The sequence below is a fragment of the Escherichia sp. WS338 genome, from assembly GCF_046486405.1.
Classification (GTDB): domain Bacteria; phylum Pseudomonadota; class Gammaproteobacteria; order Enterobacterales; family Enterobacteriaceae; genus Escherichia; species Escherichia coli.
This window is the reverse complement of record NZ_JBJQLL010000001.1, coordinates 143,072-161,593: the sequence shown is the minus strand read 5'-3', so window position 1 is coordinate 161,593 and position 18,522 is coordinate 143,072. Positions and strand designations below refer to the sequence as shown.

Annotated in this window: 15 protein-coding genes, 1 other RNA gene and 3 pseudogenes; 11 read left to right on the top strand and 8 right to left on the bottom strand. The window is 49.2% G+C overall.

Features of this window, described 5'->3' with window-relative positions:
* Positions 1 to 2 precede the first annotated feature (2 nt).
* Positions 3 to 476, bottom strand: a pseudogene (gene agaV, locus ACJHWT_RS00795) (PTS N-acetylgalactosamine transporter subunit IIB).
* Between the two features lie 22 nt (positions 477 to 498).
* Positions 499 to 1,779 carry a tagatose-bisphosphate aldolase subunit KbaZ gene (gene kbaZ / locus ACJHWT_RS00790; RefSeq protein WP_000681938.1) on the bottom strand — a complete coding sequence of 427 codons (1,281 nt, stop codon included), beginning with the start codon at positions 1,777 to 1,779 and terminating at the stop codon, positions 499 to 501.
* Between the two features lie 248 nt (positions 1,780 to 2,027).
* Here kbaZ and agaR point away from each other — a divergent pair, with 248 nt between their 5' ends.
* Positions 2,028 to 2,837 carry an aga operon transcriptional regulator AgaR gene (agaR, locus tag ACJHWT_RS00785; RefSeq protein ID WP_000072187.1) on the top strand — a complete coding sequence of 270 codons (810 nt, stop codon included), beginning with the start codon at positions 2,028 to 2,030 and terminating at the stop codon, positions 2,835 to 2,837.
* Between the two features lie 54 nt (positions 2,838 to 2,891).
* Here agaR and yhaV read toward each other — a convergent pair whose 3' ends face one another.
* The 3 genes from yhaV to garD form a co-directional block, all read right to left on the bottom strand.
* Positions 2,892 to 3,356, bottom strand: coding sequence for a type II toxin-antitoxin system ribonuclease toxin YhaV (gene yhaV / locus ACJHWT_RS00780; RefSeq protein WP_000347251.1), 465 nt, complete (start codon positions 3,354 to 3,356; stop codon positions 2,892 to 2,894).
* Positions 3,356 to 3,691, bottom strand: coding sequence for a type II toxin-antitoxin system antitoxin PrlF (gene prlF / locus ACJHWT_RS00775; protein ID WP_001296435.1), 336 nt, complete (start codon positions 3,689 to 3,691; stop codon positions 3,356 to 3,358). The genes yhaV and prlF overlap by 1 nt, the downstream gene beginning before the upstream one ends.
* Positions 3,692 to 3,839: 148 nt before the next feature.
* On the bottom strand, positions 3,840 to 5,411 hold the full coding sequence (gene garD, locus ACJHWT_RS00770) for a galactarate dehydratase (protein WP_001273941.1): 1,572 nt from the start codon (positions 5,409 to 5,411) through the stop codon (positions 3,840 to 3,842).
* A 374-nt stretch (positions 5,412 to 5,785) separates the two neighbouring features.
* On the opposite strand from garD, the gene garP reads away from it, so the two are divergent.
* From garP to rnpB, 5 genes are all read left to right on the top strand, one after another.
* Positions 5,786 to 7,120 (top strand): galactarate/glucarate/glycerate transporter GarP, encoded by a 1,335-nt coding sequence (gene garP / locus ACJHWT_RS00765; protein ID WP_000979025.1) that lies wholly within the window; start codon positions 5,786 to 5,788, stop codon positions 7,118 to 7,120.
* Positions 7,121 to 7,135: 15 nt separating this feature from the next.
* Positions 7,136 to 7,906, top strand: a complete 771-nt coding sequence (gene garL, locus ACJHWT_RS00760; protein ID WP_001058227.1) for a 2-dehydro-3-deoxyglucarate aldolase — start codon at positions 7,136 to 7,138, stop codon at positions 7,904 to 7,906.
* Between the two features lie 29 nt (positions 7,907 to 7,935).
* Positions 7,936 to 8,826 (top strand): 2-hydroxy-3-oxopropionate reductase, encoded by an 891-nt coding sequence (garR, locus tag ACJHWT_RS00755; protein ID WP_001303675.1) that lies wholly within the window; start codon positions 7,936 to 7,938, stop codon positions 8,824 to 8,826.
* A gap of 96 nt (positions 8,827 to 8,922) precedes the next feature.
* On the top strand, positions 8,923 to 10,068 hold the full coding sequence (garK, locus tag ACJHWT_RS00750) for a glycerate 2-kinase (protein WP_001318056.1): 1,146 nt from the start codon (positions 8,923 to 8,925) through the stop codon (positions 10,066 to 10,068).
* Positions 10,069 to 10,100: 32 nt separating this feature from the next.
* Positions 10,101 to 10,477: RNase P RNA component class A (rnpB, locus tag ACJHWT_RS00745), an RNA gene on the top strand.
* A gap of 143 nt (positions 10,478 to 10,620) precedes the next feature.
* On the opposite strand, the pseudogene ACJHWT_RS00740 reads toward rnpB, so the two are convergent.
* The 3 genes and pseudogenes from ACJHWT_RS00740 to tdcR all read right to left on the bottom strand — a co-directional run.
* Positions 10,621 to 10,683: pseudogene (locus ACJHWT_RS00740) on the bottom strand (hypothetical protein); the annotation flags it as partial.
* Positions 10,684 to 10,685: 2 nt separating this feature from the next.
* A pseudogene (locus tag ACJHWT_RS00735) lies at positions 10,686 to 10,787 on the bottom strand (hypothetical protein); the annotation flags it as partial.
* A gap of 255 nt (positions 10,788 to 11,042) precedes the next feature.
* Positions 11,043 to 11,261 (bottom strand): transcriptional activator TdcR, encoded by a 219-nt coding sequence (tdcR, locus tag ACJHWT_RS00730; RefSeq protein ID WP_192480904.1) that lies wholly within the window; start codon positions 11,259 to 11,261, stop codon positions 11,043 to 11,045.
* Positions 11,262 to 11,575: 314 nt separating this feature from the next.
* On the opposite strand from tdcR, the gene tdcA reads away from it, so the two are divergent.
* The 5 genes from tdcA (at position 11,576) to tdcE (ending at position 18,517) form a co-directional block, all read left to right on the top strand.
* Complete coding sequence (gene tdcA, locus ACJHWT_RS00725; RefSeq protein WP_000104210.1) at positions 11,576 to 12,514, top strand: transcriptional regulator TdcA; 939 nt, start codon at positions 11,576 to 11,578, stop codon at positions 12,512 to 12,514.
* Positions 12,515 to 12,612: 98 nt separating this feature from the next.
* A complete protein-coding gene (gene tdcB / locus ACJHWT_RS00720) occupies positions 12,613 to 13,602 on the top strand; it encodes a bifunctional threonine ammonia-lyase/L-serine ammonia-lyase TdcB (protein ID WP_000548347.1) in 990 nt (329 codons plus the stop codon).
* A 21-nt stretch (positions 13,603 to 13,623) separates the two neighbouring features.
* On the top strand, positions 13,624 to 14,955 hold the full coding sequence (gene tdcC / locus ACJHWT_RS00715) for a threonine/serine transporter TdcC (RefSeq protein WP_000107721.1): 1,332 nt from the start codon (positions 13,624 to 13,626) through the stop codon (positions 14,953 to 14,955).
* Between the two features lie 25 nt (positions 14,956 to 14,980).
* The gene (gene tdcD / locus ACJHWT_RS00710) at positions 14,981 to 16,189 is read left to right on the top strand and encodes a propionate kinase (protein WP_001296431.1); all 1,209 of its coding nucleotides are present in this window, start codon (positions 14,981 to 14,983) and stop codon (positions 16,187 to 16,189) included.
* A 33-nt stretch (positions 16,190 to 16,222) separates the two neighbouring features.
* Complete coding sequence (tdcE, locus tag ACJHWT_RS00705; protein WP_000861710.1) at positions 16,223 to 18,517, top strand: 2-ketobutyrate formate-lyase/pyruvate formate-lyase; 2,295 nt, start codon at positions 16,223 to 16,225, stop codon at positions 18,515 to 18,517.
* Positions 18,518 to 18,522 lie beyond the last annotated feature (5 nt).

Genomic DNA, 18,522 nt, shown 5'->3' with positions numbered 1-18,522 from the left:
CCTCAAAGTAATTTAAAGAGGTCCACAGCAGGCTCTGTCGGGACGCCCTGAACGAAGCATTCCACCCCAGCGGCTTTCAGGTCGTTAAATGCTGCGATATCGCCCGCATCTACAGAAACCGTTTTGGCGATTTGTTGCTTGCCATTGGCGTAGTGCATATTGCCAACGTTAATGCGATTCACCGGAACGCCACCTTTCACCAGCGTCAGGAAATCGGCAGGTGTTTTACAAACCAGCAGGATTTTCTGTCGATCGGCGGCGCGATGAATGTTGTCGATAACTTTTTGCAGCGTCTAGAAACGTACGGCGATCCCTTCTGCCAGTACCATTTCCATCAGGTTTTGTTGTACCGGATCTTCGGCAACCTCATCGTTGGCTACCAGCACCAGATTTGCCCCCGCAAATCCGACCCACTGAACGCCAACCTGACCGTGAATCAAGCGTTCATCAATCCGGCTTAAAACAATATTTGGCATAGCGTGTTCCTCTTTGTTTTGCTTATTGGCCTTCACAGGCTGTGTGGTACTGCGCCAGGATGTCCTGAATATGGTTGATAATGAGTTCCCGTAGCGTTGGCTGCAGCTCGCCGGAGCGAACTTTCACGTACTGCAGCGGCAGATACTGGCTGATCAGCGGCAGCGGAATTGGTGAATCCGCCAGATTACGAACCAGATGAGCGAAAGCGTCATCAATCTGGCTGTCTGGCCAGTAATAGCGCACGCGGTCCGAGTAGCTGTAACCACGCGCCAGACGACGCGCGTTGCCGTCACCGTGGTAGTGGCTTTGCCAGTATTCCGGGCGGTCGAGCATCACGTTTTCCAGCACCTGACGCAGACCAGAACAGGCTTTTGCTGGTACCAGTTCTTCTTCAATCGCCGCCAGAGAGAACAGAGCTTCACGCAGGGCAAAGGTCAGCGCCGGGCCAACTTTCAGAATGGCAAAGTGGTCAATCACCAGCTGGCGCAGCGATTGCGGTGTTTGGTAATCGGTAGAGTGCGCTTCGAAAATCAGCGTTTCGTAGTTTTCGACCATCTGGCTTAAGGCGGTCGCTTTGGCGGGCTGATAATCAATAACGTTGGTGTGATCGAATTCGACGCCGGGTTGAACCACCAGGGCAATAATGCGTGGCCAGATGGCATTCAGGCCCTGCTTTTCAAAGGCGTGGCGATGGGCTTCCAGTGTGGCGCGGGCGGCATCCGGTGTGGTGACCGCCAGCTCGCTTAAGGTTTCATGCGCGCCGCCAGGCACCGGAACTTCGGTGCCAATGACATACACCAGATCGGCCTCGCCAAAATGTTCACGGCAGGTTTCTTCCGCCACTTTCGCCAGACGGGCGGCGCGTTCAGCCACGATATCATCAGTTAAGGGAATCGGATCGTCCTGACAGGACATGCTGCAATCAAGGTGAATTTTTTTGAATCCTGCCGCCACGTAGCTTTTAATCAAATCATCGGCATTGGCCATTGCCTGAGCGGCAGGCAGGTTTTGCCAGCGGTTTGGCCCCAGATGGTCGCCACCCAGAATCAGCGCATCCTGCGGGAAATTCAACGAGTCGGCTAGCTGACAAACAAAGCCGCGAAAATCGGCGGGTGTCATTCCGGTATAACCGCCGAACTGGTCCACCTGATTGGAGGTTGCTTCAATCAGTAACGGCGTTTGGTTTGCACTGGCGTAGCGGATTGCAGCTTCCAGCACCAGCGGATGTGCGGAACAAACGGCATAAATCCCATTTGTTTTGCCCGCTTTGTGCTGTCTCACCATTTCTGTCAGATGTTTCACTTTCCTCTCCAGTTCAGATTACTGCGATATTAATCTTTCGTTTTGTTTCAGTTGATACTGCGTCATGGTGAGATAAAAATAAAACGAAAGATAATAGTTTTCTGATCTGATTCACAAAAGAAACATAATGAAAGCCACTGAAACGAGAGTAGCTTGCGCCAATGGGTAAGGTGGGCTTGCATTTGCTTAATAGAAAGGCGTTAATAGGCAAAACGAAATGAAACGAAAGTTTTACGAAAGGACTTACTATGAGTAATACCGACGCTTCAGGCGAGAAGCGAGTGACAGGCACCAGTGAGCGACGAGAGCAGATCATTCAACGCCTGCGCCAGCAAGGAAGTGTGCAAGTTAATGATCTATCGGCGTTGTATGGTGTATCTACTGTGACGATCCGCAACGATCTGGCGTTTCTGGAAAAGCAGGGGATCGCTGTGCGTGCCTATGGCGGCGCGTTGATCTGCGATAGCACGACGCCGTCAGTCGAGCCATCAGTGGAAGATAAAAGCGCGCTGAACACCGCAATGAAACGCAGCGTTGCGAAAGCTGCCGTTGAGTTGATTCAGCCAGGTCATCGGGTAATCCTCGATTCCGGGACTACCACTTTTGAGATTGCTCGTCTGATGCGCAAGCACACCGACGTAATTGCGATGACCAACGGTATGAACGTGGCTAATGCGTTGCTGGAAGCGGAAGGTGTTGAGCTGCTGATGACCGGCGGGCATTTGCGCCGTCAGTCACAATCTTTTTATGGCGATCAGGCTGAGCAATCGCTGCAAAATTACCACTTCGATATGCTGTTTCTTGGTGTAGATGCTATTGATCTGGAGCGTGGCGTCAGCACGCATAATGAAGATGAAGCCCGTTTAAACCGTCGGATGTGCGAAGTTGCGGAACGGATCATCGTGGTCACCGATTCCAGTAAGTTCAATCGTTCTAGTTTACATAAGATCATTGATACTCAACGTATCGACATGATCATTGTTGATGAAGGCATTCCTGCGGATAGTCTGGAAGGACTGAGAAAGGCTGGGGTTGAAGTGATTCTGGTCGGGGAATGAGAAAGGATGCCCGCTGGTCAACACCAATGCGTTCGGCGGGCATTGTGAACACCATCAATGGTTTTCTTCTGTCTCTTGGGTGAGGCTTTCCCAGTCGGCAGGAGGATGTCCTCTTTTTAACATTTTACTGAATACGGTATAGGCATCTGTTTTTTTACCGTAGGTGCGCAGCGTGTTTTCATCGTTCATCCATCCCAGAATGATGACTTTCTCTTTTTCACTGTAACGAAAGAAGAGACGATAGCGACCAGCGCCAAATTTTACCCGTGACCAGTCTTTATTTTTCCCAGAGCCTAACGACTTGCCATGACGGAATGCCGGTGATGATGGATTGACCGTGATATGCTCCTCAATCACTTTATGGACCACCGCCAATAACTTTGTGGCAGCTTTTCTCTGATAATTTTCAGGATCTTTTCCCTTTAATGCCTCGACTTCGGCAACTAAAGCATCGTAGGTTTCCTGAAAACAGGGATGAGCATATAGCGCCCAACCATTAACCCTTTGTGGAAAATCCATTATTCGTCGTCGCCAATCTCATCGTCAATGTTGACGTCCATGCCAGCGACAAGTTTCTTTCCTTGTTGAATGTCGAATGGACGAGTTTTTTGCGGGTTGTTCTGGATATCTGCATCCAGAAAACGCAAAAATGCATTCATAGTATGATCCTCCTGTTCATCTCCCAGTCGGCACATAAATACTTGCCCACCAGGCAGAATTTCGTAATGAATGCTGTCCAGGCCAGGCTTCAGTTTTAAGGCCTCACGCACTGGCGCGGGGATAGTTGTTTGTCCGCGTATAGTGACCTTTGATTCAGTGGTCAGTACAGCGTTAGAGCGAGCATTAGCGGGCATTATTTACTGTCCTTTTACAGCCTGTTTTCTGCTCAAATTATAAGCTTGAACTAAGGTAATGCAAATGCATTATTAATGGATGTGTGGACTTTAAACAATAAAAACATGGCACTAAGGCCATGTTTTGCGAGGGACGTTCCAAAAGAAATCAGGTCACCGGTGCCGGGTTAAACACCGCCAGCTGGTTATGCAGTCCCCATTGATCCGAGAAAGTTTTCTTCTTCCCGCTGGCGACGTCGAGAATAAAGTGAAACAACTTCCAGCCCACTTCTTCAATGGTTTCTTCGCCGGTAGCGATAGTGCCCGCGTTAATATCCATTAAATCAAACCAGCGGTTCGCCAGCTCGGTGCGGGTCGCCATTTTAATGACGGGTACCGCCATCAGGCCGTACGGCGTACCACGACCGGTCGTAAACACTTGCACGGTGATACCCGAAGCCACCTGTTGCGTGCCACAGACAAAATCGCTGGCTGGCGTCGCGGCGTAAATTAATCCGCGTTTAGTCGGGCGTTGGCCGGGCGACAGCACTTCAACAATTGCACTTTTACCCGATTTAGCAATGGAGCCGAGTGCCTTCTCCACCACATTTGCCAGACCGCCTTTCTTGTTCCCCGGCGAAGGGTTGGCGCTGCGATCGGTTTTTCCCATATTGAGATAGTTATCGTACCACTCCATCTCCTCCAGCAGCCGTTTGCCGACCTCTTCGTTCACTGCGCGTGGTGTCAGCAGATGTATCGCGTCACGCACTTCTGTGACTTCTGAAAACATCACCGTTGCGCCGCAGCGCACCAATAGATCAGACGCATACCCAACCGCCGGGTTTGCCGTTACGCCAGAAAACGCATCGCTGCCACCGCACTGCATGCCGACAACCAGTTCTGAAGCCGGACAGGTTTCTCGCTGACGTTGATTCAGTTTTTGTAGATGGCATTCGGCGACCTGCAAAATATCCTCGACCATGGACTGAAAACCGACATGCTTTTCATCCTGCAAACTGACAATGCTGGCGCTTTCTACTGGAATAGCTTGCACATCATCCGTTCCAGTCAGTAGGCGTTCAGGCTGCAACTTTTCACAACCCAGACCAATCACCATTACTTCGCCGCCAAAGTTAGGGTTCAGCGAAATATTGTGAATGGTACGAATAGGTACAACTGCCGCGGGTGCGTTAATCGCCACGCCACAACCGTACAAATGATTCAGCCCCACCACGCCATCGACGTTCGGGTATTTCGGTAGCAGATCGCGTTCAATGATTTTTACTACGTAGTCCACCACGCCTGCCACACAGTGGACGCTGGTGGTGATGCCGAGCAGGTTTTTGGTGCCCACGCTGCCATCGGCATTGCGATAGCCCTCAAAGGTGTATCCTTCCAGCGGCGGTAAGGGTTCCTGGACTTTGGTTGCCAGTGGCAGCGTATGTAACGGCGGCGCTTCCGGTAGTACAACCATTGATTCGTCGATCCAGCTTCCGCGTGGGATTGCGCGCACGGCGTAACCAATCACCTCGCCATAACGAATAATTTCACCATTAGCCGGAATGTCCAGCAATGCGACTTTATGCCCCTGGGGAATATGTTCAATTAATTCCAGCCCATCCGGAAAACGCGTTCCTGCTTTCAGGCCATTATCATTAACAATAATTGCCACATTATCTGTGTCGTGAACTTTTATATAAAACGCAGTTGGCGTTTCTTGTCTGATTTTGATGTTGGCCATTGTGCAATATTCTCCAGCCAGGGACTATTAAAATGAGGACCTGGTCTCATTTAAAAATAAATAACTTCATTGGGTGAAATAAGAATGTCAGGAGTTTAAATGCAGAAATGTGATCAATGTCAATCATTTCAGGGATTGCAGTACCTCCCGGCAAGGTAAAGCGCAAATCTGTGCTTTAGCGCGCAACCTTATGTGCATATGCTCAAAATAATATTTAAATAGTATTAATTAAATTAGCATTTGCACAATGATTATTATTCTCGCGCTGCTTATACTAATTCCCGAGTTCATTGTCGTAACGGCATAAATGAAACTCATAAATAACACCTTCCCCATAATAATAAAAATCAGCATAAGTACCCGAGGTAAATAAAATGATGCTGGACACCGTTGACGAAAAAAAGAAAGGCGTGCATACCCGCTATTTAATATTACTGATTATTTTTATTGTTACCGCCGTTAACTACGCCGATCGTGCAACGCTGTCTATTGCTGGTACCGAAGTGGCAAAAGAGTTGCAGTTAAGTGCGGTTTCGATGGGTTACATCTTCTCTGCTTTTGGCTGGGCCTACTTGCTGATGCAAATTCCCGGCGGCTGGCTGCTTGATAAGTTTGGCTCGAAGAAAGTTTACACTTACAGCCTCTTTTTCTGGTCGCTGTTCACCTTCCTGCAAGGCTTTGTCGATATGTTTCCGCTGGCCTGGGCTGGGATCTCCATGTTCTTTATGCGCTTTATGCTGGGGTTCTCGGAAGCGCCATCATTCCCGGCGAACGCCCGTATTGTCGCCGCCTGGTTCCCGACGAAAGAACGTGGTACTGCCTCCGCCATCTTTAACTCGGCGCAATATTTCTCGTTGGCGCTCTTTTCGCCGCTGCTTGGCTGGCTGACTTTCGCCTGGGGCTGGGAGCACGTCTTTACCGTTATGGGGGTGATTGGTTTTGTGCTGACGGCGCTGTGGATCAAGTTGATTCATAATCCGACAGATCACCCACGTATGTCTGCGGAAGAGCTGAAGTTTATCTCGGAAAATGGCGCGGTGGTCGATATGGACCACAAAAAGCCGGGCAGTGCGGCAGCAAGTGGACCCAAACTGCATTACATCAAGCAATTGCTCTCTAACCGCATGATGCTGGGCGTATTTTTCGGACAATATTTTATCAACACCATCACCTGGTTCTTCCTCACCTGGTTCCCAATTTATCTGGTGCAGGAAAAAGGCATGTCGATTCTGAAAGTGGGTCTGGTCGCCTCGATTCCGGCACTGTGTGGCTTTGCGGGCGGCGTGCTGGGAGGTGTCTTCTCGGATTATCTGATCAAACGCGGTTTGTCCCTGACCCTGGCTCGTAAGCTACCAATTGTGCTGGGAATGTTGCTGGCTTCCACCATCATCTTATGTAACTACACCAACAACACCACGCTGGTGGTCATGCTGATGGCGCTGGCTTTCTTTGGTAAAGGATTTGGTGCGCTGGGCTGGCCAGTGATTTCTGACACCGCGCCGAAAGAGATTGTTGGCCTCTGCGGCGGCGTCTTTAACGTCTTTGGCAATGTTGCCTCCATTGTCACTCCACTGGTGATTGGCTACCTGGTAAGTGAACTGCACTCCTTCAATGCAGCACTGGTTTTTGTGGGATGTTCAGCGCTGATGGCGATGGTCTGCTACCTCTTCGTAGTCGGCGACATTAAACGTATGGAATTGCAGAAATAAGCAAAGGTATAAGCGATGAATAACGATGTTTTCCCGAATAAATTCAAAGCCGCACTGGCTGCGAAACAGGTACAAATTGGTTGCTGGTCAGCTCTCTCTAACCCGATTAGCACTGAAGTTCTTGGTTTGGCTGGGTTTGACTGGCTGGTGCTGGATGGTGAACATGCGCCAAACGATATCTCCACGTTTATTCCGCAGTTAATGGCCCTGAAAGGCAGCGCCAGCGCGCCAGTAGTGCGAGTGCCGACCAACGAGCCGGTAATTATTAAGCGTCTTCTGGATATCGGTTTCTATAACTTCCTGATTCCTTTTGTAGAAACAAAAGAGGAAGCAGAGCAGGCGGTGGCATCAACTCGTTACCCACCGGAAGGCATTCGCGGCGTCTCCGTTTCTCACCGCGCCAATATGTTTGGCACCGTGGCGGATTATTTCGCTCAGTCGAACAAGAACATCACTATTCTGGTCCAGATAGAAAGTCAGCAGGGCGTAGATAACGTCGATGCTATTGCCGCTACCGAAGGTGTAGACGGCATCTTCGTCGGCCCCAGCGATCTGGCTGCGGCATTAGGCCATCTCGGCAATGCCTCGCACCCGGATGTACAAAAAGCAATTCAGCACATTTTTAACCGTGCCAGCGCGCACGGCAAACCCAGCGGCATCCTCGCGCCGGTCGAAGCCGATGCGCGTCGTTATCTGGAATGGGGCGCGACGTTTGTGGCTGTCGGCAGCGATCTCGGCGTCTTCCGCTCTGCCACTCAGAAACTGGCTGATACCTTTAAAAAATAACCACCACCGCAACAAGAGAGATGATTGATATGACTATGAAAGTTGGTTTTATTGGCCTGGGGATTATGGGTAAACCAATGAGTAAAAACCTTCTGAAAGCAGGTTACTCGCTGGTGGTTGCTGACCGTAACCCAGAAGCTATTGCTGACGTGATTGCTGCAGGTGCAGAAACAGCCTCTACGGCTAAAGCGATCGCTGAACAGTGCGACGTCATCATAACCATGCTGCCAAACTCCCCTCATGTGAAAGAGGTGGCGCTGGGTGAGAATGGCATTATTGAAGGCGCGAAGCCTGGTACGGTATTGATCGATATGAGTTCTATCGCACCGCTGGCAAGCCGTGAAATCAGCGAAGCGCTGAAAGCGAAAGGCATTGATATGCTGGATGCTCCGGTGAGCGGCGGTGAACCGAAAGCTATCGACGGTACGCTGTCAGTGATGGTGGGCGGCGACAAGGCTATTTTCGACAAATACTATGATTTGATGAAAGCGATGGCGGGTTCCGTGGTGCATACCGGGGAAATTGGTGCAGGTAACGTTACCAAACTGGCGAATCAGGTCATTGTAGCGCTGAATATTGCCGCGATGTCAGAAGCGTTAACGCTGGCAACCAAAGCGGGCGTTAACCCGGATCTGGTGTATCAGGCAATTCGCGGTGGGCTGGCGGGCAGTACCGTGCTGGATGCCAAAGCGCCGATGGTGATGGACCGCAACTTCAAGCCAGGCTTCCGTATTGATCTGCATATTAAGGATCTGGCGAATGCACTGGATACTTCCCACGGCGTCGGCGCGCAACTGCCGCTCACAGCTGCGGTTATGGAGATGATGCAGGCACTGCGAGCAGATGGTTTAGGAACGGCGGATCATAGCGCTCTGGCGTGCTACTACGAAAAACTGGCGAAAGTCGAAGTTACTCGTTAATGACGTCGTGCCCGGATGGCGTATTGCAATCCGGGCCTGGAATCCAGGCCGAATAAGAGAAACGCCCTCCGGCGTCATGTGGTAACAGGCATAGGTATGAAAATCGTAATCGCCCCAGACTCTTATAAAGAAAGTTTATCTGCCAGCGAGGTTGCGCAGGCGATAGAAAAAGGATTTCGGGAAATTTTTCCTGATGCACAGTACGTTTCTGTTCCGGTTGCCGATGGTGGCGAAGGAACGGTGGAAGCGATGATTGCAGCTACCCAGGGTTCTGAACGTCACGCCTGGGTTACAGGGCCGCTGGGCGAGAAAGTGGATGCCAGTTGGGGGATCTCCGGCGATGGCAAAACCGCGTTTATTGAAATGGCGGCGGCCAGTGGGCTGGAGCTGGTACCTGCGGAAAAACGCGATCCACTCGTGACCACTTCACGCGGCACAGGCGAGTTAATCCTGCAGGCGCTGGAGAGCGGTGCAACAAACATTATTATCGGCATTGGCGGCAGCGCTACAAATGATGGCGGCGCAGGCATGGTACAGGCACTGGGGGCGAAATTATGCGACGCCAACGGCAATGAAATTGGTTTTGGCGGCGGTAGTCTTAATACTCTGAATGATATTGATATTTCCGGCCTCGATCCGCGCTTAAAAGATTGCGTCATTCGCGTCGCTTGTGATGTCACCAATCCGCTGGTGGGCGATAACGGCGCATCGCGCATCTTTGGCCCACAAAAGGGAGCCAGTGAAGCGATGATTGTTGAGCTGGACAATAACCTCTCTCACTATGCCGATGTCATTAAAAAAGCGCTGCATGTTGATGTGAAAGATGTCCCCGGCGCAGGAGCTGCGGGCGGTATGGGCGCGGCGCTGATGGCGTTTCTTGGTGCAGAACTGAAAAGTGGTATTGAAATAGTCACTACGGCGCTGAATCTGGAGGAACATATTCACGATTGTACGCTGGTGATCACCGGTGAAGGGCGTATTGACAGCCAGAGTATTCACGGCAAGGTTCCGATTGGCGTCGCAAACGTGGCGAAAAAGTACCATAAACCGGTGATTGGCATTGCGGGTAGCCTGACCAATGATGTTGGCGTTGTACATCAGCATGGCATTGATGCGGTCTTCAGCGTATTGACCAGCATTGGTACGTTGGACGAAGCATTCCGCGGGGCTTATGACAATATCTGCCGTGCTTCACGTAATATCGCCGCGACACTGGCGATTGGAATGCGCAACGCGGGGTGACAAGGGCGCGCAAACCCTCTATACTGCGCGCCGAAGCTGACCAGACAGTCGCCGCTTCGTCGTCGTCCTCTTCGGGGGAGACGGGCGGAGGGGAGGAAAGTCCGGGCTCCATAGGGCAGGGTGCCAGGTAACGCCTGGGGGGGAAACCCACGACCAGTGCAACAGAGAGCAAACCGCCGATGGCCCGCGTAAGCGGGATCAGGTAAGGGTGAAAGGGTGCGGTAAGAGCGCACCGCGCGGCTGGTAACAGTCCGTGGCACGGTAAACTCCACCCGGAGCAAGGCCAAATAGGGGTTCATAAGGTACGGCCCGTACTGAACCCGGGTAGGCTGCTTGAGCCAGTGAGCGATTGCTGGCCTAGATGAATGACTGTCCACGACAGAACCCGGCTTATCGGTCAGTTTCACCTGATTTACGTAAAAACCCGCTTCGGCGGGTTTTTGCTTTTGGTGCCCAGGGTAAGATGAATATCTACGGTATTAATAATAGACTTTGTAAGAAGTTATTAAGTCTATATTGCATTTAAAAGGTCGTAATTATACATATATTTCTCTCATTAATTGTAAGTTCGCAGGTATTGTCCGATCGTTGAATCATTTGGGCGTTATAACCTAAATTTTTACCGTCCAATAATCAATATTTCTGTTGTGATTGTTAACCACTGCGTGCATTGGCGGGATTGAAGGGTGAAAAATATGTGCAATTGGGAAGCCTTTCATTGATGCCTGCCTTGTCATCATGACAAACAATAATAGATGCTTATTTTCCTCGCAGGGTTCTTTCGCACTATCAAAAAATGCTCATTTACCCGGCATTACAGTCAACGAAGCAACATTCTATGGCCTACGCTGATGTAAAGCACAGTGAGAATCCCCCTTGTTGTCTTCGTCTGACCTTATCGCGGCGACCAGCAATTATTCGTTTTGTGATCCTCAACACAAAATGCTATTCGTCGCCTATGAGGGGAGAGGAATTTATGGAAAACGATTGCATTCACAAAATGACGTCCTGTCAGAAGAGAAAAAGTTGACGTTAATCAATTGTTCGAGATGATCGATACCTGTATTCGAAATTTTAAAATATTGATAAAATAAATGTTTGTTCTCCAACAAATAGCGTGAAAAAATGTGACGTGCCGCATTATTTATCACTGAAAATGATTTATTTATAATAAAATTTGAGAACTTGCTCATTAAATTTAACTCAAATTTTGCCTGGTAATTATCCGGTAATTGCTTGAAATATGGTCTCAGCCCCTTTTTTGTATTAACCACATAACGAATGATGTTATCGCCATAAAATATGGTTATCCCCGTCATTTTTTTTGACAAAAATCAAGGTTTATGCTGATTTTTATACTTTAACTCATTGATATATAAAGATATTTAATTGTAATAACGATACCCTGGAAAGTATTGAAAGTTAATTTGTGAGTGGTCGCACATATCCTGTTCATTTCATTTTGATACACTTCATGCCGTCAATGAGGTAATTAACGTAGGTCGTTATGAGCACTATTCTTCTTCCGAAAACGCAGCACCTGGTAGTCTTTCAGGAAGTTATTAGAAGTGGTTCTATCGGCTCGGCTGCAAAAGAGTTAGGGTTAACTCAACCGGCCGTCAGTAAAATCATTAACGATATTGAAGATTATTTTGGTGTGGAGTTAGTGGTGCGGAAAAATACCGGTGTAACATTAACACCTGCTGGTCAATTGTTACTCTCCCGTTCCGAATCCATTACCCGTGAAATGAAAAATATGGTTAATGAGATAAGCGGTATGTCTTCTGAGGCGGTGGTGGAAGTCTCATTTGGTTTTCCTTCATTGATTGGTTTTACTTTTATGTCAGGGATGATCAACAAGTTCAAAGAGGTGTTCCCGAAAGCGCAGGTTTCTATGTATGAAGCGCAACTGTCTTCGTTCTTACCGGCAATACGCGACGGTCGACTGGATTTTGCGATTGGTACGTTAAGCGCAGAAATGAAGCTTCAGGATTTACATGTTGAGCCGCTGTTCGAGTCCGAGTTTGTGCTGGTAGCCAGTAAGTCCCGAACATGCACCGGCACCACCACGCTGGAGTCGTTGAAGAACGAACAGTGGGTGTTGCCACAAACCAATATGGGGTACTACAGCGAACTACTTACTACGTTACAAAGAAATGGCATCAGTATTGAAAACATCGTTAAAACCGACTCAGTCGTGACAATTTATAATCTTGTTCTCAATGCTGATTTCTTAACTGTAATTCCTTGTGATATGACATCACCTTTTGGTTCTAATCAATTTATTACTATTCCGGTTGAAGAAACATTACCTGTGGCACAATATGCCGCGGTATGGTCGAAAAATTATCGTATTAAAAAAGCAGCATCGGTTTTGGTGGAATTAGCCAAAGAGTATTCATCTTATAATGGGTGTAGACGAAGGCAATTAATTGAAGTTGATTAGTTATTTGTTTTAATTTAAACATAAATAATCCACCTGTCTGTTTTGCAGGTGTCGGTTACGGTTACCTACATATTTAATTCAGGCTAAGAGGTTTTATAATGCATATTACATACGATCTCCCGGTTGCTATTGATGACATCATTGAAGCAAAACAACGACTGGCTGGGCGAATTTATAAAACAGGTATGCCTCGCTCCAACTATTTTAGTGAACGTTGCAAAGGTGAAATATTCCTCAAATTCGAAAACATGCAGCGTACCGGTTCATTTAAAATTCGTGGCGCATTTAATAAATTAAGTTCACTGACTGATGCGGAAAAACGTAAAGGTGTAGTGGCCTGCTCTGCGGGCAACCATGCGCAAGGGGTTTCGCTCTCCTGTGCGATGCTGGGTATTGACGGTAAAGTGGTGATGCCAAAAGGTGCGCCGAAATCCAAAGTCGCGGCAACGTGCGACTACTCCGCAGAAGTCGTTTTGCATGGTGATAACTTCAACGACACTATTGCTAAAGTGAGCGAAATTGTCGAAATGGAAGGCCGTATTTTTATCCCACCTTACGATGATCCGAAAGTGATTGCTGGCCAGGGAACGATTGGTCTGGAAATTATGGAAGATCTCTATGATGTCGATAATGTGATTGTGCCAATTGGCGGTGGCGGTTTAATTGCTGGTATTGCGGTGGCAATTAAATCTATTAACCCGACCATTCGTGTTATTGGCGTACAGTCTGAAAACGTTCACGGCATGGCGGCTTCTTTCCACTCCGGAGAAATAACCACGCACCGAACTACCGGCACCCTGGCGGATGGTTGTGATGTCTCCCGCCCGGGTAATTTAACTTACGAAATCGTTCGTGAATTAGTCGATGACATCGTGCTGGTCAGCGAAGATGAAATCAGAAACAGTATGATTGCCTTAATTCAGCGCAATAAAGTCGTCACCGAAGGCGCAGGCGCTCTGGCATGTGCTGCATTATTAAGCGGTAAATTAGACCAATATATTCAAAACAGAAAAACCGTCAGTATTATTTCCGGCGGCAATATCGATCTTTCTCGCGTCTCTCAAATCACCGGTTTCGTTGACGCTTAATTAATTCGTTGAGGATAGGATATGAGTACTTCAGATAGCATTGTATCCAGCCAGACAAAACAATCGTCCTGGCGTAAATCAGATACCACATGGACGTTAGGCTTGTTTGGTACGGCAATCGGCGCCGGGGTGCTGTTCTTCCCTATCCGCGCAGGTTTTGGCGGACTGATCCCGATTCTTCTGATGTTGGTATTGGCATACCCCATCGCATTTTATTGCCACCGGGCGCTGGCGCGTCTGTGTCTTTCTGGCTCTAACCCTTCCGGCAACATTACGGAAACGGTGGAAGAGCATTTTGGTAAAACTGGCGGCGTGGTTATCACGTTCCTGTACTTCTTCGCGATTTGCCCACTGCTGTGGATTTATGGCGTTACTATTACCAATACCTTTATGACGTTCTGGGAAAACCAGCTCGGCTTTGCACCGCTGAATCGCGGCTTTGTGGCGCTGTTCCTGTTGCTGCTGATGGCTTTCGTCATCTGGTTTGGTAAGGATCTGATGGTTAAAGTGATGAGCTACCTGGTATGGCCGTTTATCGCCAGCCTGGTGCTGATTTCTCTGTCGCTGATCCCTTACTGGAACTCTGCAGTTATCGACCAGGTTGACCTCGGTTCGCTGTCGTTAACCGGTCATGACGGTATCCTGATCACTGTCTGGCTGGGGATTTCCATCATGGTTTTCTCCTTTAACTTCTCGCCAATCGTCTCTTCCTTCGTGGTTTCTAAACGTGAAGAGTATGAGAAAGACTTCGGTCGCGACTTCACCGAACGTAAATGTTCCCAAATCATTTCTCGTGCCAGCATGCTGATGGTTGCAGTGGTGATGTTCTTTGCCTTTAGCTGCCTGTTTACGCTGTCTCCGGCCAACATGGCGGAAGCCAAAGCGCAGAATATTCCAGTGCTTTCTTATCTGGCTAACCACTTTGCGTCCATGACCGGTACCAAAACAACGTTCGCGATTACACTGGAATATGCGGCTTCCATCATCGCACTCGTGGCTATCTTCAAATCTTTCTTCGGTCACTATCTGGGGACGCTGGAAGGCTTGAATGGCCTGATTCTGAAGTTCGGTTATAAAGGTGACAAAACCAAAGTGTCGCTGGGTAAACTGAATACTCTCAGCATGATCTTCATCATGGGCTCCACCTGGGTTGTTGCCTACGCCAACCCGAACATCCTCGACCTGATTGAAGCCATGGGCGCACCGATTATCGCATCACTGCTATGCCTGTTGCCGATGTATGCCATTCGTAAAGCGCCGTCTCTGGCGAAATACCGTGGTCGTCTGGATAACGTGTTTGTTACCGTGATTGGTCTGCTGACTATCCTGAACATCGTATACAAACTGTTTTAATCCGTAACTCAGGATGAGAAAAGAGATGAATGAATTTCCGGTTGTTTTGGTTATTAACTGTGGTTCGTCTTCGATTAAGTTTTCCGTACTCAATGCCAGCGACTGTGAAGTATTAATGTCAGGTATTGCCGACGGTATTAACTCGGAAAATGCATTCTTATCCGTAAATGGGGGAGAGCCAGCACCGCTGGCTCACCACAGCTACGAAGGTGCATTGAAGGCAATTGCATTTGAACTGGAAAAACGGAATTTAAATGACAGTGTGGCCTTAATTGGCCACCGCATCGCTCACGGCGGCAGTATTTTTACCGAGTCCGCCATTATTACCGATGAAGTCATTGATAATATCCGTCGCGTTTCTCCACTGGCACCCCTGCATAATTACGCCAATTTAAGTGGTATTGAATCGGCGCAGCAATTATTTCCGGGCGTAACTCAGGTAGCGGTATTTGATACCAGTTTCCACCAGACGATGGCTCCGGAAGCTTATTTATACGGCCTGCCGTGGAAATATTATGAAGAGTTAGGTGTACGCCGTTATGGTTTCCACGGCACGTCGCACCGCTATGTTTCCCAGCGCGCGCATTCTTTGCTGAATCTGGCGGAAGATGACTCCGGCCTGGTTGTGGCGCATCTTGGCAATGGCGCGTCAATCTGCGCAGTTCGCAACGGTCAGAGTGTTGATACCTCAATGGGAATGACGCCGCTGGAAGGCTTGATGATGGGTACCCGCAGTGGTGATGTCGACTTCGGGGCGATGTCCTGGGTCGCCAGCCAAACCAACCAGAGCCTGGGTGACCTGGAACGCGTCGTGAATAAAGAGTCGGGATTATTAGGTATTTCCGGCCTTTCTTCGGATTTACGTGTTCTGGAAAAAGCCTGGCATGAAGGTCACGAACGCGCGCAATTGGCAATTAAAACCTTTGTTCATCGAATTGCCCGTCATATTGCCGGACACGCTGCTTCATTACATCGCCTGGATGGAATTATATTCACCGGCGGAATAGGAGAGAATTCAAGTTTAATTCGTCGTCTGGTCATGGAACATTTAGCTGTATTAGGCGTAGAGATTGATACAGAAATGAATAATCGCTCTAACTCTTTTGGAGAGCGAATTGTTTCCAGTGAAAATGCGCGTGTCATTTGCGCCGTAATTCCGACTAACGAAGAAAAAATGATTGCTTTGGATGCCATTCATTTAGGCAAAGTGAACGCGCCCGCAGAATTTGCATAATTTAGTTGAAGTATTGTAGAGAGATTATTTTTCATGAAGGTAGATATTGATACCAGCGATAAGCTGTACGCCGACGCATGGCTTGGCTTTAAAGGTACGGACTGGAAAAACGAAATTAATGTCCGCGATTTTATTCAACATAACTATACACCGTATGAAGGTGATGAATCTTTTCTCGCCGAAGCGACGCCTGCCACCACGGAATTGTGGGAAAAAGTGATGGAAGGCATCCGTATCGAAAATGCGACTCACGCGCCATTGGATTTCGATACCAATATTGCCACCACAATTACCGCTCATGATGCAGGATATATTGACCAGCCGCTGGAAAAAATAGTGGGTCTGCAAACGGATGCGCCATTAAAGCGTGCGCTGCATCCGTTCGGCGGCATTAATATGATTAGAAGTTCATTCCACGCGTATGGTCGTGAAATGGATAGCGAATTTGAATACATCTTTACCGATCTGCGTAAAACCCATAACCAGGGCGTATTTGATGTTTACTCACCGGATATGCTGCGCTGCCGTAAATCTGGTGTACTGACCGGTTTACCAGATGGTTATGGTCGTGGGCGTATCATCGGTGACTACCGCCGCGTGGCGCTTTACGGCATCAGTTATCTGGTACGTGAACGCGAACTGCAGTTTGCCGATCTCCAGTCCCGTCTGGAAAAAGGCGAAGATCTCGAAGCTACGATCCGTCTGCGTGAGGAGCTGGCGGAACATCGTCGTGCGCTGTTGCAGATTCAAGAAATGGCGGCGAAATACGGTTTTGACATCTCCCGTCCGGCGCAGAATGCACAGGAAGCGGTGCAGTGGCTCTACTTCGCTTACCTGGCGGCAGTGAAATCGCAAAATGGCGGCGCGATGTCGCTGGGGCGCACGGCATCGTTCCTCGATATCTACATTGAGCGCGACTTTAAAGCAGGCGTACTCAATGAGCAGCAGGCACAGGAACTGATCGACCACTTCATCATGAAGATCCGTATGGTGCGCTTCTTGCGTACGCCGGAATTTGATTCGCTGTTCTCCGGCGACCCGATCTGGGCGACGGAAGTGATCGGCGGGATGGGGCTGGACGGTCGAACCCTGGTGACCAAAAACTCCTTCCGCTATTTACACACCCTGCACACTATGGGGCCTGCACCGGAACCTAACCTGACTATTCTGTGGTCGGAAGCCTTGCCGATTGCCTTCAAAAAATATGCCGCGCAGGTGTCTATCGTCACATCCTCTTTGCAGTATGAAAACGACGATCTGATGCGTACTGACTTCAATAGCGACGATTACGCGATTGCCTGTTGCGTCAGCCCAATGGTGATTGGTAAGCAGATGCAGTTCTTCGGTGCGCGCGCTAACCTGGCGAAAACGCTACTGTACGCAATCAACGGCGGAATGGACGAGAAGCTGAAGATTCAGGTTGGCCCGAAAACGGCTCCGTTGATGGATGACGTGCTGGACTACGACAAAGTGATGGATAGCCTCGACCACTTCATGGACTGGCTGGCGGTACAGTACATCAGCGCGCTGAATATCATCCACTACATGCACGACAAGTACAGCTATGAAGCCTCGCTGATGGCGCTACACGATCGTGATGTCTATCGCACCATGGCGTGCGGCATCGCGGGCCTGTCGGTGGCAACGGACTCCCTGTCTGCCATCAAATATGCTCGTGTGAAACCAATCCGTGACGAAAACGGCCTGGCGGTGGATTTCGAAATCGACGGCGAATATCCGCAGTATGGCAACAACGACGAGCGCGTAGACAGCATTGCCTGCGATCTGGTTGAACGCTTTATGAAGAAAATTAAAGCTTTGCCAACCTATCGCAATGCTGTGCCGACCCAATCGATTCTGACTATCACCTCTAACGTGGTGTACGGTCAGAAAACCGGGAACACGCCGGACGGTCGCCGCGCCGGAACACCGTTCGCGCCGGGCGCTAACCCGATGCACGGTCGTGATCGCAAAGGCGCCGTGGCCTCATTGACGTCGGTGGCGAAACTGCCGTTCACCTACGCCAAAGATGGGATCTCGTACACCTTCTCCATCGTCCCTGCGGCGCTGGGCAAAGAAGATCCAGTACGTAAAACCAACCTTGTCGGCCTGCTGGATGGGTATTTCCACCACGAAGCGGATGTCGAAGGCGGTCAACACCTCAACGTCAACGTAATGAATCGGGAAATGCTGCTGGATGCCATCGAGCACCCGGAAAAATATCCTAACCTGACAATCCGTGTCTCTGGCTACGCCGTGCGCTTTAACGCACTGACCCGTGAACAGCAACAGGATGTTATTTCACGTACCTTTACCCAGGCGCTCTGACGCCG